Source organism: Streptoverticillium olivoreticuli subsp. olivoreticuli (genome assembly GCF_003391135.1).
In the GTDB taxonomy this organism is placed as follows: Bacteria; Actinomycetota; Actinomycetes; order Streptomycetales; family Streptomycetaceae; genus Streptomyces; species Streptomyces blastmyceticus.
This window is the reverse complement of record NZ_CP031455.1, coordinates 8,721,501-8,736,484: the sequence shown is the minus strand read 5'-3', so window position 1 is coordinate 8,736,484 and position 14,984 is coordinate 8,721,501. Positions and strand designations below refer to the sequence as shown.

Genomic DNA, 14,984 nt, shown 5'->3' with positions numbered 1-14,984 from the left:
ACCTCCGGGCTACCCGACCCGGAACCGCGCCCATTCGGATATCCGTGGTTGTTGGTCCAATCACCCTCTCGCCGTTCCGCTTCCCTGGTACTTCGGACCTGTTCAGCCTTCGGGGCGCGAGCAGGTTGTGCGGTGTCGTCAGTGTTCAGTCGGGTCGTTCTAATAGTCCTTGAGCATCTCACCAGGCCAGCCCGGCTGCTGAACCGAACCGCAGGGGCCCATCTCCTGGAAGAACGGCGCCAGGTCGATGACGGGCGTGCCGTCGCGCGAAGAGATCTCCCGGGACTCGTTACATCGGATTCTGATGCAATCAGAAGCGACTTCATTCGGCAGTAGGTTACGCCCTCCATGCGAAGTCCCTGCCGAATGTGGGAAGTTGCGAATTGTTGCGTGAGATAGACCTTCAACGTCTGCCTGTAGAACACGATGCCCCTCAGGGTGATGGGCCTCGTCGCCTTCGTTCGCTCTGAGGATCCGGCTTCAATGCTGACAGTTCATTGCTGCAAGTGGCCAGCGACGGGCTGATGTTCCTTTTGGCGGTGCATGTGGCGAGACTTCAGGCCAAAGGATTCTCCTTCTTGTCCGCCCTCAACAGAGTAGGGACCCCTCATGAAGCCGTCACCTCTCCCAAATACCCAACCGCAAGATGTCGTCAAAGGCTCAAAAAAGGAAGGGGCCGGAGGTCGATCCTATCTACTTGCCGTCGAATCGGAGTCCGGATTCTCCCTTGCCAAGCTGCCACTGGTCGGTCATGAGATTCCGGACTCGATGAACGTGAACTTCTCCCAGCTTCGTGGCATCTTCGCCTCTGCTGACCTGGGGGATGATTCGGTAGAGAAGATCAACGATCAGTTACGTCAATTCGGATCCGGCGCCTCTGCACTGCCGTCAGGAAAAATAAACAAAGGCTTTTCACTCGACCTCACCTGCGCAGTGCCGTCCATGGCGCCGCACACCTTCCATCTCCATGCCGGTGGGTCCGGCCCGAAGGGCACGACGAGTGGCTCGTCAGAGGTGGCTTTCCCCGACAAGACCAGGAGAACACTGCTGCACGCCGCACCGAACACCTCGGGCACCGCACCAGCGGCATCTGCGGCAACATGGCTGAATGTCAACAAGACGCTCGGCCCGCTGACAGTACGTCGGCTCGGCGCCGGCTACCACGATCAAGAGCTGTCTGTTCTCCTCGACGCGACGATGAAAGCCGGACCGCTGGCCATTGGCGTCGACGGCCTGGGGCTGGGCGTACGCCTGGACAAGCTCGTCCATGGCGAATTTGACATCGAAGGCAAGCTCTCGGGACTGAGCATCGACTACTCCTCCCCTCCATTGGAGATCGGCGGTGCATTCCTCAAGGGAGACCCGCCAGTTGGATATGACCTGGAAATCTCCGGGCTGTTGGTAGTCAAGGCCTCCAAATTCAGCTTCGGTGCCATCGGCGCCTATCTGCGCAAGATCGGCGGCCAGCCGTCACTGTTCCTCTTCGGCGAGCTCGGCGGCCAGATCCCTGGCCCGCCGCCCATCATCATCACCGGGTTAATGGGCGGCTTCGGCTACAACAGCCGTGTCCGTATCCCCACTCTGGAGGAAGTGGCCGACTTCCCGTTCGTAGCGGGACTCAGCGGTTCCGCCTCTGCTCCCGCCCCGAGCGACGCCAACGCCCACAAAGACGATCTGCTGGCCAAGCTCAACAGCCTGACCAGTGGTGACAACGCCTGGGTGGCACCTGCGGACGGGGAAGTCTGGATCGCGGCAGGTGTGGCATTCGAGGTATGCAAGCTCGTCCATGCCCGGGCCCTGCTGATGGTGGAGTTCGGCTCCGGTTTCGCGATCAGCCTGCTCGGCCGGGCCGAAGCCTCACTTCCGCCCGAATCCGACACCAAGTACGCCAACGTCGAACTCGAGCTGGAGGCCGTCTACACCACCGAGAAGGCCATGCTGGCCATCGACGCACTGCTCACCCCCCGGTCATTCCTCCTGGACCCGGCCTGCCACCTCACAGGAGGGTTCGCCTTCCACTGCTGGTTCGACGGCAGTGAACACCCTGGTGATTTCGTTCTCACTGCGGGGGGCTACCACCCGCAGTTCAAGCCGCCGGCTCACTACCCCAACCCGCCGCGTATCGGCATCAACTGGGATGTCAGCGACGCGGTCAGCATCAAGGGCGGCTCCTATCTGGCCCTGACCCCCTCGGCCTTCATGGTCGGCGGCGGTCTGGATGTCCGGTACCACAGCGGGGATGTGCGGGCCTGGCTGACCGCCCACTTCGATGCACTGGTCCAATGGAAGCCGTTCCACTTCGACCTCAGCACCGGCATCTCGCTGGGAGCTTCGCTCAACACCCACATCTTTGGCACCTGGACCGTGGAGGTCGGTGCCGACATACATCTGTGGGGGCCGCCCACTGGCGGCGAGGTCACCGTTCACGTACTGGGCATCGGACTGACCGTCAGCTTCGGCGAGCATGCCTCCGTACCCGATCCAGTCCTGGACTGGGAACAGTTCACCGGCCTGCTGCCCGACCGTGCACAGGCCGTGCAGCTGTTCCCGGCCGGCGGTCTCCTGCCGCCGCCACCCGCCCCCATCGACGCCCACCCCCCGGAGCAGGACCCGACCGCTGCCTGGGCCGTCTCCAGCCACGGCTTTGCCTTGGAGACCCGCACCGTCATCCCCGCATCACAACTGGTGGTGGGCAAGGAACCCCTCGCCCCCGACCGGACCCGCTCCGGGCTGAACATCCGCCCCATGGGCCCGCAGGCCCAGAACCTCACGTCCCGGCACAGTGTCGTCTTCACCAAGCACGGCGCCGGCAACGAACGGCACGACTTCGACCCCGTCCAGGAGAAGTGGACCGTCACTCCCCTGACCACGGCGGTGCCCAGTGCCCTGTGGGGTGCCTCTCACCCTGCAGACCAAGTCCCTACTGCCGACGGCCAGCTCGTTCCCGACCAGATCACGGGTGTCCGCATCGTCGTACCAGCTCCGCACGCCGGCACATCTCTCCATATCAAAGCCGCAGTTCTGGAGAGCGCAGAACTCCCGGGTGGAGCCGTCCCGCTCGGCACCGACAAGGATCGGGCCATCGTGCCACCTCCCACCGCCCCGGCTACGGCGATCGGTCTCATCCGCGACAGCATCGCCACCGCGACCACCGCCCAGGCCCGTACCGCGCTCTTCGACGAACTCACCCGCTGGGGCCTGGAACCCGGAGCTGACCAGGATCTGAGGCCGTTCGCCGACACAGTCGGCCATCTCTTCGCCGACGCACCGTTCGTCGCCACCCACTGACCCCTCACACCCGAGGTAGACCCATGCCCCGCACTGCCGCCACCGGCCAGCCCCCACAGACAGTGGAATTCACCGACAGCCTCCGCCCCGCAGTGGAAGCCGGCCGGTACACCGTCACTGTCACCCAAGAGGTCGACGGACTCGACACCCACGTCAACGGCACCGACTACCTCCAGCCGGTCTCCCATGACTTCGAGATCCGCGCCCCCCAGTTCCACCTGGACGCCGGCGACGTCCATGCCCTCTACCCGCCCCCCGGACTGAACGGCGCGTTCCACACTGTCCTCCCGCACATCACCCTCAACCGTGCCCTGCTGCCCTGGGAACGGGCTCTGGACCCCAGCGCCGGCACAGAGGGCCCGCCATGGCTGGCACTGCTCCTGCTGGCCCCCGCCGACAAGGTCGTACCCCAGAACTGGACCGTGGGCCAAGCCCTCACCGAGGACCCCGCCGTCCAGCTGCCGCAGCTGGACACAGGCGACATCCCCGGCGAGGTCCTGGCCAGCAGCTGCACCACCATCGACGTGCCGGCGGCCCTGGCCGAAGCACTGCTGCCCACCCGCGACGAGCTGGGTCTGCTCGCCCACACCCGCACCGGCGGCACCGACGCCACAGCCGGTGGAAGCACCCTCCAGGCCGCAGACGACGCCTACGCGGTAGTGGTCGCCAACCGCTTCCCCTCCTCCCAAGGCGGCACGTACACCGTCCACCTTGTCTCCCTCGAAGGCCACCAAACCGCGCCGGTGCCCTCACCTGTCAAGCCGCTGCGCTTGTTCTCCCTCACCTCCTGGTCCTTCACCTCCCACCCCGATCTCAAAGGAGGCTTCGGCCACCTGGCAGAGGCACTCGCCCACCCCGAGCCGGACAAGGACGGCCGCATCGGGCTGCTGCGCCGCCCACTCCCCACCGCCGACCTGACCCTGGCCACTCAGCGCATCCGCGACGGCTACCTGCCGCTGGCCCACCACACCGCCCCCGGCCCGCGCACCTTCGCCTGGTACCGCGGACCCCTGACACCCGTACGAGCGGTCGGTACCCCAGAGCGCGGGCCACACACGGACCATCCCTCCCAGGCTCTGATCTACACCGAGCACGGCGGCGTGTTCGACGTCAGCTACGCCGACGCCTTCAGCCTCGGCCGCTCCCTGGGCCTTGCCGACCCGCATTTCGCCACCAGCCTGGTGACGTTCCGGCGCACTGTGCTCGAACGCTGTGCCGCCATGCACCAGCGCAACGACCACCCGGTCTTGCGTACGGGAGGCACTACCGACGCCCTGACCCGTCTGGACAACCTGCTGGAGGACGGGCTGCAACGCAGCCTCAGCGCCCTGTTCGGCGGCCCCGGCCCCCGGCGGGTGCCACGCAGTGCCACCCCGCCGCGCCACTACGCGCCGGCACCGAGTCCCCTTGACGTGCTCGTCCAGGAGTCAGGCGACCCGCAGACCCTGCTCGGGCAGCATGCTGTCCAACTTCTGTCCTGGCTCCGTTCCCTGAACGAGCTCCGGCCCGTGCCCTTCACCCACCTGGTGCCCGACCACGCCATGCTCCCGGACGAAAGCCTCCGGTTCTTCCACGTCGACCCCGTATGGCTGCGCTTCCTGCAAGAAGGAGCACTCAGCATCGGCCACAGCAGCACCACCACGACCGATGCCGACACCGTCCTGGAGCGCCTCGTGTCGACGGCGGACCACCCCGCACCCGTGGCCGGCATCCTCATCCGCTCCAGCCTGGTCCAGGGATGGCCCGCCCTGACCGTCACCGCCACCGACCACACCGGCCGGCAGCTGACGTCCCTGCGCCACACGCAGCTGGACGAGGCCGTCCTCCTCTGCCTCTTCGACGGCGTCCCCCACACCCTCGAACTCGCCGAGCCGCACCAAGGACTTCACTTCGGCATCGAAGACACCGGCGGCCTCGCGCTGCGCAGCCTGGACCCGGACTCCGCCGGAACGCAGCTCCCGGACCGTCCTTTTGAGAGCGTCAAAGAAAACTTCCTGCGCCAGGACAGCCACGGCATGGAAGTGCTCCGTGTAAACGATCTCGCCCACGCACTCGCCGGGGCCCTCGGGCAGCCCGGGCCGCTCCTGCCGGGCCAGTTCGCCCTTCAAATGATCAAGTCGCCCGAAAAGCTGGCCTTCCGCCACCCTGACCACCGGAGAACCTGATATGTCCCAGCCGCTCGCGCCTTCAGACGGCCTCGTCGTGCCCGTCAAACTGTCCGCTCTAGTGATCAACAAAGACGTCCAGGAGCGCAGCAACTTCCAACGGTGGCAAGCCAACTTCCACCGCCTCAACCTGCACCTCAACCCCGAGGCCGACCCGTTCGACGACCTTGACCTCGACATGGGCGATGCCTGCCACCGGGGCATCTACCTGCAGTGGGAGCTCCCTGACGCACTACGTCGCGGCACCCACGACGCCACTACCGACACCACCTCGTTCCCGGTGGTCCCCAACCGGTGGCTGATCACACGCCGCGCCGGCGAGGCCACCGCCATGTGGATCGTCGAAAGCGACCACCTCAGCCGCACCACCGGCACCTCTCCGTTCGTCTGGACCTCCCCGAAGGACGGAGTCCGCCGCATCACCCGGATCGGCCGCGTCCGCCCCGTCACCGATACCGAGCCATGGGTCGAGCCGCCCTTCCCAACCGATACCTGGAAGCCGGCCCCCGGTAGCTTCCTGACCGCCAATGGCCCCGGTATCCCCGCCTTCAGCCACTACCAGCCGTACAACGAGAACGTCTTCTCCTTCCACGACCCGCTCACCCGCTACGAGGAACGACCCGAGCGCTTCACCTACCAAGTAGTCGGCTGGTACTCCGACCCCCAGTACGACCCTCTTGACAAGGCCCAGGACGTACCGGGCTTCGAGGAACTCCTCAAGGGGCTCAATTGGACCCAGGCCGGATCAGGGGACAGCACGCGCACAACGATCAGGCGTTCCTACTACGCAGGCATGGCCCGCCTGGTGGACTGGACGCCCGACCAGCCGGTCGAAAGCGACCTCGCGAGAAACACCCGCGTCGCAGTCGGCAACAGTTCACTGGACGCCCTCACCGCCATGGTCACCGACGCAGGTGACTCGACCCTGGAATCCGCCCCAGCCCTGCTGGAAGCACTCCAGTACGGCATGCTGGACAAGATCGACCAGCCAGACGGCATGTTGGACCTTCGTCTGAAGATCCGCGAGTACTGGTTCACCCATGGCCCCGGCGGCTACTTCTGGCAGATCACCGACCCCGCCACCGGCCCGGACGATGGCACAGCCGCAGACGTGGACACCGACGAACGCGCCGAGCTGATCGCGCTCAACGATGCCCAGGCCGCCTACGACCACGCAGCACGAGAACTGCACGACCTTCGTCGGCAGCTCTACGACACCTGGTGGCTGCACAGCCTGCCTGTCCTGCCCCGCGACCTGGACCGAGCCGTACTCGCCCGCGAGCTGGATCCACAAGCTCCCGAGTCTCTGGCCCGCCGGGTCCGCGATCAGCTCAACGCGCTGGGCGACCCCGTGTCCCCCAACGGCCGCGTCCTGCGCCCCACCCTCGAGGGAAGCCTCGCCCACAACATCCAGGAATCCATCCGCGCTCTCCTCGCCCGTGGCCTCACCTTGGCCGGCGAGAAGCCCGCTCCGGAGGCACGGCTGCTCAAGCGCGTCCCGACAGCCCCCTTCCGCTCGCCCCAGGACCCGGTCGTCCTCATCCGCGGCGCAGGCATGCACGAGCCCATGGACACCACCACGCCACTGCCTTGCCGCCCTTCCCAGGCGGTCCAGTACCCGGGCACCGCGGGCGACAAGACCGGCTCTCTGCTGGCCGCCGTACCAGCACCCGTACGGGCGCTGGTAGGCGAACTCGTCTGCTATGCAACCGACGAACCGCAACCACCCGACGGCACCATCGTCCCGCCGCCCTTCGTCACTGACCCTTGGGTCCAGCCCTGGCAACCGCTTTACCTGGAATGGCAGGGCGACTACCACCCCGTCCCCTACGCCAAACCGGACGGCACACCCCGTTGGACCTTCCACGACGACCGCTACCACTGGACCACCGCGCCCGACGACCAGTTACGACAGATCGACCCCATCATGCTGACCGGCCGCTGCATGCTCAGCGCCCACACCGCCTTCAACATGGATGCCCGCCTGCGCCACCACGCACAGGCCCATCCCGATCCCGACACCCGCCGCCGTCTGGAGTCCTTCGCGGCCTCCACCGCTGAGTGGGACCTGATGGCCCAGGCCCTCAGCGGGTTCACTGCCCAGCTCGCCTGCCACGACGTCACCCGCAACGTGCCGCCAGACGGCGAACTGCGCGAGTTGGTCGGTCCCGGCTGGCACGCCGCCCCCAACCCCGGCGAGCTCCCGGCACCGTTCGAGGGCTACCCCGCCTCACCGTTCCAACAGATCCGCGCCGGCCAGTTCGCCTTCACCCAACTCAAGATCATTGACCGGTTCGGGCGCGCCCACGTCCTCGTCGAAGAAGGCAAAGGGGCCTCCTTCGCCGCCGTAACCGCCCAGGACGTCGCCCCCGGCAAGGACGAGCCAACCCACCCCCGCCTCACGGGCGGATGCGTCCATCTGCGCCCCGGCCTCCTCCAAGGCGCCCGGCTGCGCTTCGACCTGGTCGACTCCGCCAACGACAGCGTGCTGATCGACCACGACCCCGGGGCCAACCCCGTGTGCGGCTGGATCCTTCCCAACCGCATCGAGCAGGCCCTCGCCTGCTACACCCCTGACGGTGTTGCCCTGGGCGAACTCCGTTCCACCACCTCCGCGAGCGGCGACCTCCAAGCCTCGTGGGAGGCTCCCCCCGGCAGTCCCGTCGAATCCCTCAGCCAGATCAAGGACATCGGGCTGAAGCATCTGTACAACTTCCTCAACAGAATCCAGGGACAAGGCACCTCGGCACTTACCGCAGCCCTCAAATCCATCGACGACACACTCCAGACCGTCCATCCGGGGAACGCTCATGCCGACACCGCACCGGCTGTTCTGGCCGGGCGCCCCCTGGCCCTGGTCCGCAGCCGACTGTCCCTCGAACTCGACGGCCCCGCCATCACCGACCCCAGCTGGCAGCACGTGCTCAACCGCCCGCAATCCGACTTCCCCGACTACGACTGGGCAGTACGACTGGGCGAACCCGACCGGCTCGGCGACGGCCTGCTCGCCTTTCACCCCGACCACGATCCCGACCACATCTACACGATCCACCCCCCGCAGGACCCCACTGACTGTCTGCGTCACATCACCCCTGACAACTCCCCACGCCTCAAAGCCCGCCACCACCCCCACAGGCCGACCACCCCGGACCAGGACATCCAGTACCTCACGCTGCTCATCGACCCGTCCGCTCTCATACACGCCACCACCGGAATCCTGCCCACGGCAGTCCTGAGCCTGCCCGGCCGATTCACCCAGCGCCCTCTGAACTCTCTCGAACTCTTCTTCCGCGTCGGTCCACTGCTCACCGTCTCCCGCACCACCAGCGGCGACCAGATTCCCGACACTGTCCTCGTTGCCCCCCGACCTTCACTCCGCGTCGGCACGTGGGCCTGGGCCGAGCGCGACCGCGAAGGCGCTGAGAGTTCCCTCCCCCTCACCCCATCCGATGGCCGACCGCGCTTCACCGACGGCAAGCCCGTCGTACGCAACGGATTCCTCACGCTCACCCCCGCCGATCCTGACCAGGCCGACCGCACTTCCTGATCCACGACAACTGGCCCTGGCCACAGGCCCTGCCACATATCGGAGAGATTCATGACTACTGCTATCCAAAATCAGTCCTTGACCACAGCCGTCCTGACCCAGCCCGTCCCCCTCGCGGTCGGCCAGCCCGCCGCACTGGACATCATCATCTCCAACGGCGGTCAACACCCCGTCCACTGCGACCAGATCATCATCGTCCTCCCCGCCGGCCACCTCGCCCAGGACCTCCTCGCCCCCGGCGAACGGCCCAACACCACCGCCCACGACACCACCAGAACCTGGACTTTCACCCAGATCCAGCCCGGCGTCATCGAAGGCCAGCCCCCAGACGAGGAACACACCTTCTACAAAGCTACCCCGGACACCGACAACACCACCCACGCCTTCACCAGAGCCGGACTCCGTCTCCGCCTCGACAACTTCCACACCAACGAAGAAGTCGGCACCGCCCGCCTCGAAGTCCGCACCCACGTCCGCCATCCCGGCACCAACGACACCTGGACATGGGAATACTCCCACCACTACCTCGACAAATATCCCGCCCGCCCCGACCTCGTCCCCCTCACCAACCTCCGCATCGTCCAAGGAGGCGCCAGCAGCGAAACCGTCATCACCCAGACCGAACGCAACCAAAAATTCACCCTCAAATGGGACGGCCCCAACACGGCCTACACCCTCTACAGCCCCACCCTGCCAAACGGAAAAACCGACCTGGCCGACACCGTACGAGACCACACCATCGAAAAAGGCGTGGAACGAGACACCACCTTCACCCTCTGCGCAACAGCCCAGAGCGTAGGACACCAAAAAGACTCCTACCTCACCACCACCATCGCCGTCGAAGAGCCCAGCTTCCCGCATCTGACGGTCGACAAGATCACCGCAAACGGCGAGGAGAACTGGCGCGGAAGCAAGCTCCTCACCATCGACGGAGCCCTCAGAGTCGAAAAGGAGAGCCACTTCTTCGGAACCGTGTGCGGCGGAAAGGGCACGCTCACCGTGGGCGATGACGTGGTCGCGCAGAAGGACCTCACCGTCAGCAAGGACATGAACGTCGCCGGCGCCGTCGAAGCGACCGGGGACATCACGACCGACGCGCAGTTCCTCGACCCCAAGGGCACACCACTGCGAGGGAAGCTGACATGACCGGCAAAATTACCATCGGCGGACGCCTCAAGGCCACGGGAAACGTCAAGACTGACGGCCACCTGAAGATCCGCAACCCGGCGGGCCGCAGCCAGGACTTCTTCTATGAGGGCACGGACGAAAAGCGAACGTTCACCGTCCCCGACCACGTCACCATCCTCTCGCTGCATCTCCAGGGCGCCGGGGGCAATGATGCCTACGGGGTGAGCGGGGGCAAGGGCGCCGACATCCAGACCCTGCTCTACGTCACTCCCGGGGACGTCATCGGCGTCCGCGTCGCCCGCTACGGAGCAAGGGCGGCCTCGGCACAGGTCTTCCACGGCGACACGCTGATCGCGGGCGCGGGCAGCGGCGGGGACGCCGGTTCGCCGGGCGGCCGTGGCAGCGACGGAGCCGCCGGGGACAGCGGCGGCGGCGGCTCGACGACCGGGGGCGGCGGCGGATCCGGCGGCACCGGTGGCAGCGGAGGACAGGGAGGCTCCGGGGGCGATGCCGGACTCGCCGACGCCGTCGGCGGAACGTTCGCGGGCACCGCGGGCAGGAACGCGACCGACGGAAGCTCGGGCGACTGGGGAGGCAGCGGCGGCAACGGCTACGGCTCGGGGGCCTACAACGGCGGCGGTGGCGGAGGAGGAGGCGGAGGAGGGACGTTGTCCACGGCCGGATCCGGCGGTGGCGGCGGCAGCCAAGGCGGAAGCGGTGGCGGCGACGGCTCCGGACAAAGCGGTGGCTCGCAGGGCTCGCCCGTCACCGACGACGGTTCCAACCGCGGGGGATGGGGCGGCACGGGCGGTAGCGGCGGCGACGGCGGGCAAGGCGGCCGCGGCGGAGCGAACGGCAGCGGCTCCGGGACCGCGAGTGGCGGCCGCAGCGGCGCAACGGGCCAGGGCGGCGGAGGAGGCGGAGGAGCCGGCTCCGGGCAAGGGCTGTGGGGCTGGTACGCCGGAGGCGGAGGCGGCGGCGGCGGAGGCGGCGGAGCCGGCGGAGGCGGCGGTACCGGCGGCCACGGCGGCGACAGCTACTTCGACGCGGGCAAGGCCACCCTCGTCTCCGCCGACGTGACCAACACCGGCGCCGCGAAGGTCACCATCACGTGGGGAAATCACGTGTTCCCCACGTGAAATCGAAGTGCGCGGCCCGGCGTAGCCCTGCACCGGGCCGTGGAACCGTAGACGGCACGAAAACCGTTACCCGGCTGCCTCGCCTTCCGGGGGCCCTGTTGGTTCCGTACCCTGCCATGCTCGACGCCCCTTACGAGCTCGTCGAGCATGCCTCCTGGCCGACCCAAGCCCGTCGACGTGAGCTGAAGTCTCCGTGGAAAAAGCTGGGTTGCTTCAGTGAACCTCTTTCATCCTGTCCCACGGGGGTGAAACGGGCAGGTCAGAGGCGATGGTTGGTGAAATGGCAGAGCCCCTTGTCGTTGGGGTGTTGATCTCACTCGACACCGGCGCCAAGGGGCTCTGTTGGTCCCGTATCCTTCCACACTCGACGTTCCGTACGAGCTCGTTGAGCATGTCTCCTTGCCCATCCATGCTCGCCGACAGGAACTCGTCACCAGATGGAGGCGGTTGGGCTGCTTCAAGCAGGCCCTGCTGGTGCTGGCACATCTACGGAAGAACGAGACGTTCGCCCAGGTCGCAGGCGGTTTCGATGCCTCGGAGGCTACGGCCTGGAGGTATGTCGACAAGACACTGGAGGCCCCGGCCGCCCGGGCCCCGGGCCTGCGCGAGGCCCTCGTCGGCCTGGGTGAAGGAGACTTCGTCATCATTGACGGCACCCTCATCCCCACCGATCGCGTCGCCGCGGACGAACCGTACGACACCCAGAAGCACAAGCGGCATGGCATGAACGTGCAGGTCGTCGCCCGCCCGGACGGAACCCCGCTGTGGTTCTCCCGCGCGCTGCCGGGACAGATCCACGACCTGACCGCCGCCCGGGCCCACGGCATCGTCCAGGCCTGCCTCACCCGGCAGATCCTGGTGCTGGCCGACCGCGCGTACCAGGGCGCCGGCGCCACCGTCCGTACCCCGCACTACGGCCACCGCGAACTCCCCAAGCACTACAGGAGGTTCAACCGCGCCCATGCCCGCCTCCGGACTCCCGGCGAACGCGCCTCCGCCCGGCTCAAGACCTGGCGTGTCCTACGCCGGGCCCGGTGCTCAACCAACCGCATCATTCAGGCCGTCCACACCCTGCTGACCCGCGAGAGCTCAGGATGAAAGAAGTTCACTGACGGTCGGGACGTTTCGCCGAGACCCCCGCTCTCAACGGCCTCAAGGACATGTCCCAGCTTCCGTTCATGTCTGCCAGACACGATCTTTCCACTGCCATCCCACAAGAGCTGGCAGAACTCATCGGTCAGGTTTCGATCAACGGACTGTCGGTGTGCTTCGACCTGCCGTCCATGACGCTGGCCAGTCCAGAACTGGAAGTGACGGCCACAGGACATTGGCCCCTCATACCTGACCTGCTGACACTCGAGGATGTCCAACTGTGGTTCGTCCTGGCTCCTCACGCCGGCAGTGACCACCGGCTGCACGGCGGCCTGACCGCACACGGCAAGATCTCCGCGGACATCGAGCTCACCGCCTCGGCGACCTTCCCCGACCCCATCCTTCGGCTCACCGCTCACAACCCGGAAAGTCTCCGCTATCGCGAGGTGACAGAAATCGGACCTCTGCATCTCGAAGACGGAAGCGTTCACCTTCGCGATCTCCGTGCGGAGTACGGGTTCAGAAGCAAGGAGTTCTCCGCCGAATAATCTCTCGAATCCGACCTGCACATACCGGATCCGAGGCCGAACCGGAGCGAGTCACCGCTCAGGCTCACTGATTTCAAATTCCGGATCAGCAAGAAAACCGACATACCGGTCGATGCCGCGATCGCAGCGACCATGGCGATCGGGAGCGCGGAGATACTCCTTTAAGGTGAACAGGATGAGAGACGTCCAGTAGCGGAGAGAGATATGACACTTTCAGTAGCTGCTTTACGCAGGCTCGCTTCTCAAGGACAAGACCCGTTTACCCTGTCGGCGGAACAGCTGGCCATCGAAACTCAGGATCGATTCTTCGCCCGGTTCCTCGGCGGTGAACTACGGCTGGCCAAGCCAGTATTCGACTCTGAAAGCCTGACACTCCAGGGGACTCTCTCCTTGCCCGCTGTCAGCTCCTCGGAGCTCTCCGCGGTGGTGGAGTTCGCCCGGGACCCCGAAAACGACGTCGTTACCGGTCTCGTCATCACGGTCGATCTTCCGCAATGGACTGTAGCCGCGGACTTCCTGCACGTGGATCTGAGCGGCCTGCGGCTTCTCGGATTCACTGCCCCGCATCTCGTGCTGTCCCTACTGCCCGATAAGTCCGGGAAGACGGTGAGCCTGGCCGAAGCGGCCGTATCGTTCTCGCGAGCCGGTTCATCGGGGACCGATCAGCGGTTCACTGCGCTGGTTTCACAGCGCGAGCCTGAGGGCGACTACATCATCAACGGGGCGTTCGGCGAAGGCCTGCCGCTGACAGACCTGGCAGCCCTCGCTCAAACACCAGGCCTTCCACGAGATCTCACGGCAACCGATCTCGCCCTGCCGCCTCAAGTGCCCCACACTGCTGTCACGCTCACCCTCCACGGGCTGCAGTTGGTCTACCAGCCGAAAACACACACTGTGACCAGCGCCTGGGTCGATGTCGGCATAGCCAGCGGATGGCCCATTGTCCCGGGCCATCTGACGCTGCGTGACCTGCATGCCGAATTCCACATCGGCCCACCGCCCCAGAAGAGCACCCAGCCAGGAGCCGACAGTGCCCGTCGGGCGATCCGTACGGAACTGACGGCTCGCCTCACCGCTATGGGCATCGACATGGCGGCCACGATCAGCGTGCCGGACCTGGTCCTCACGGCCACACTCGGGACTGTGCCCGATCATCAGTTCCTTGCCCGCCACCTCTCGGGAACGGGCCTGGGAGAGGGCCTTGAGCCACCGGACTTCGTCTACGCGCGCTGCGATATCAGACAGCGCACCTACGTCCTCATGTGTGGACTGAAGGCGGACTGGACCATCGTCGACCCCATCACGTTGCGCGGGCTCATTCTCACTTTGAGCGGGGGACGTGGCCAGGTCCCAACAGCGGGCCTGCTCGGCACGCTGGAGATCGGCTCGTCCCAAGCCTGGCTGGACGCCGGAGGCAACGCACAGGGCTGGCATGTCAGTGGCCGAGCACGTGACATCAGCCTCACGGCACTGGACGCCTGGTTGCGCAAGACCCATGGCAGCGGACTCCCAGCCGCAGTGCGGGATCTCATCGTTGAGAACCTGCTCCTGTCCTTTGACACCAGCGGTCCCCGCTTCGACATCGGAGTCACCGGCAGCCTGCCGCTCAGCAGTACGCTGCAGGTCGACGCTTCCATGGACGCGTCCCTGACCAAGGGCAAAGCCGTCGGCGCTGCGCTGGACACTGAAGTGTCCGCGGCGCTGTCCGTCGATCTGCCGGCCAAGGACGCCGCTCCTGAGCAGGCGTACTTCCTGGCAGAGCTCGCCACCGGTACTGCAGATCCTCACTTCAGTGCCTCGTGGACCGGAGAGCGAGGCGTGGCACTCTCCGAAATCTTCTCGCCCTTCGGCGTAATGGTCGGCGATCTTCCCGACGCGCACATCAACGAGCTCGCCCTGCGGACCGCACCAGGCAACGGTGGTCGCATGCTCAGCCTGCTTACCCGCACCGGCCACACACGGGCCGCGGTTGCCGCGCTCTGAACCTTTCCCTGCCCCATTCACCGCCCTTTACCCGCCTGTCCGTCACCGCACGGGTACCTAGCGAAACGGATCCGCGTCATGCCCGCTGAACGCC

The 14,984-nt window shown here is 66.3% G+C and carries 8 protein-coding genes and 1 pseudogene; 8 read left to right on the top strand and 1 reads right to left on the bottom strand.

The features are described 5' to 3' along the window. Positions 1–159 precede the first annotated feature (159 nt). Positions 160–267: pseudogene (locus DXZ73_RS40765) on the bottom strand (S-adenosylmethionine-dependent methyltransferase); the annotation flags it as partial. 342 nt (positions 268–609) lie between these two features. Here DXZ73_RS40765 and DXZ73_RS37395 point away from each other — a divergent pair. From DXZ73_RS37395 to DXZ73_RS37360, 8 genes are all read left to right on the top strand, one after another. Next, the gene (locus DXZ73_RS37395) at positions 610–3,288 is read left to right on the top strand and encodes a DUF6603 domain-containing protein (protein ID WP_162889900.1); all 2,679 of its coding nucleotides are present in this window, start codon (positions 610–612) and stop codon (positions 3,286–3,288) included. Positions 3,289–3,311: 23 nt separating this feature from the next. Beyond that, complete coding sequence (locus DXZ73_RS37390; protein ID WP_162889901.1) at positions 3,312–5,453, top strand: hypothetical protein; 2,142 nt, start codon at positions 3,312–3,314, stop codon at positions 5,451–5,453. Between the two features lies 1 nt (position 5,454). Further along, positions 5,455–9,000: a hypothetical protein gene (locus tag DXZ73_RS37385; protein ID WP_116209049.1), complete on the top strand. Its 3,546-nt coding sequence runs from the start codon at positions 5,455–5,457 to the stop codon at positions 8,998–9,000. A 78-nt stretch (positions 9,001–9,078) separates the two neighbouring features. Then, entirely contained in the window at positions 9,079–10,146 is a 1,068-nt protein-coding gene (locus DXZ73_RS37380) for a hypothetical protein (RefSeq protein WP_116209051.1), read from the top strand. Then, the gene (locus tag DXZ73_RS37375; RefSeq protein ID WP_116209052.1) at positions 10,143–11,267 is read left to right on the top strand and encodes a hypothetical protein; all 1,125 of its coding nucleotides are present in this window, start codon (positions 10,143–10,145) and stop codon (positions 11,265–11,267) included. Before DXZ73_RS37380 ends, DXZ73_RS37375 begins: the two co-directional genes overlap by 4 nt. A 339-nt stretch (positions 11,268–11,606) precedes the next feature. Then, a complete protein-coding gene (locus DXZ73_RS37370; protein ID WP_425315896.1) occupies positions 11,607–12,365 on the top strand; it encodes a transposase family protein in 759 nt (252 codons plus the stop codon). Positions 12,366–12,445: 80 nt separating this feature from the next. Next, the gene (locus DXZ73_RS37365; protein WP_162889902.1) at positions 12,446–12,907 is read left to right on the top strand and encodes a hypothetical protein; all 462 of its coding nucleotides are present in this window, start codon (positions 12,446–12,448) and stop codon (positions 12,905–12,907) included. A gap of 204 nt (positions 12,908–13,111) precedes the next feature. Further along, entirely contained in the window at positions 13,112–14,890 is a 1,779-nt protein-coding gene (locus tag DXZ73_RS37360; RefSeq protein WP_116209058.1) for a hypothetical protein, read from the top strand. Positions 14,891–14,984 lie beyond the last annotated feature (94 nt).

Coding starts and splice junctions, on each gene's coding strand:
- DXZ73_RS37375 (WP_116209052.1), top strand. CDS start 10,143: ATGACCGGCAAAATTACCATCGGCGGACGCCTCAAGGCCACGGGAAAC.
- DXZ73_RS37385 (WP_116209049.1), top strand. CDS start 5,455: ATGTCCCAGCCGCTCGCGCCTTCAGACGGCCTCGTCGTGCCCGTCAAA.
- DXZ73_RS37390 (WP_162889901.1), top strand. CDS start 3,312: ATGCCCCGCACTGCCGCCACCGGCCAGCCCCCACAGACAGTGGAATTC.
- DXZ73_RS37365 (WP_162889902.1), top strand. CDS start 12,446: ATGTCTGCCAGACACGATCTTTCCACTGCCATCCCACAAGAGCTGGCA.
- DXZ73_RS37360 (WP_116209058.1), top strand. CDS start 13,112: ATGACACTTTCAGTAGCTGCTTTACGCAGGCTCGCTTCTCAAGGACAA.
- DXZ73_RS37395 (WP_162889900.1), top strand. CDS start 610: ATGAAGCCGTCACCTCTCCCAAATACCCAACCGCAAGATGTCGTCAAA.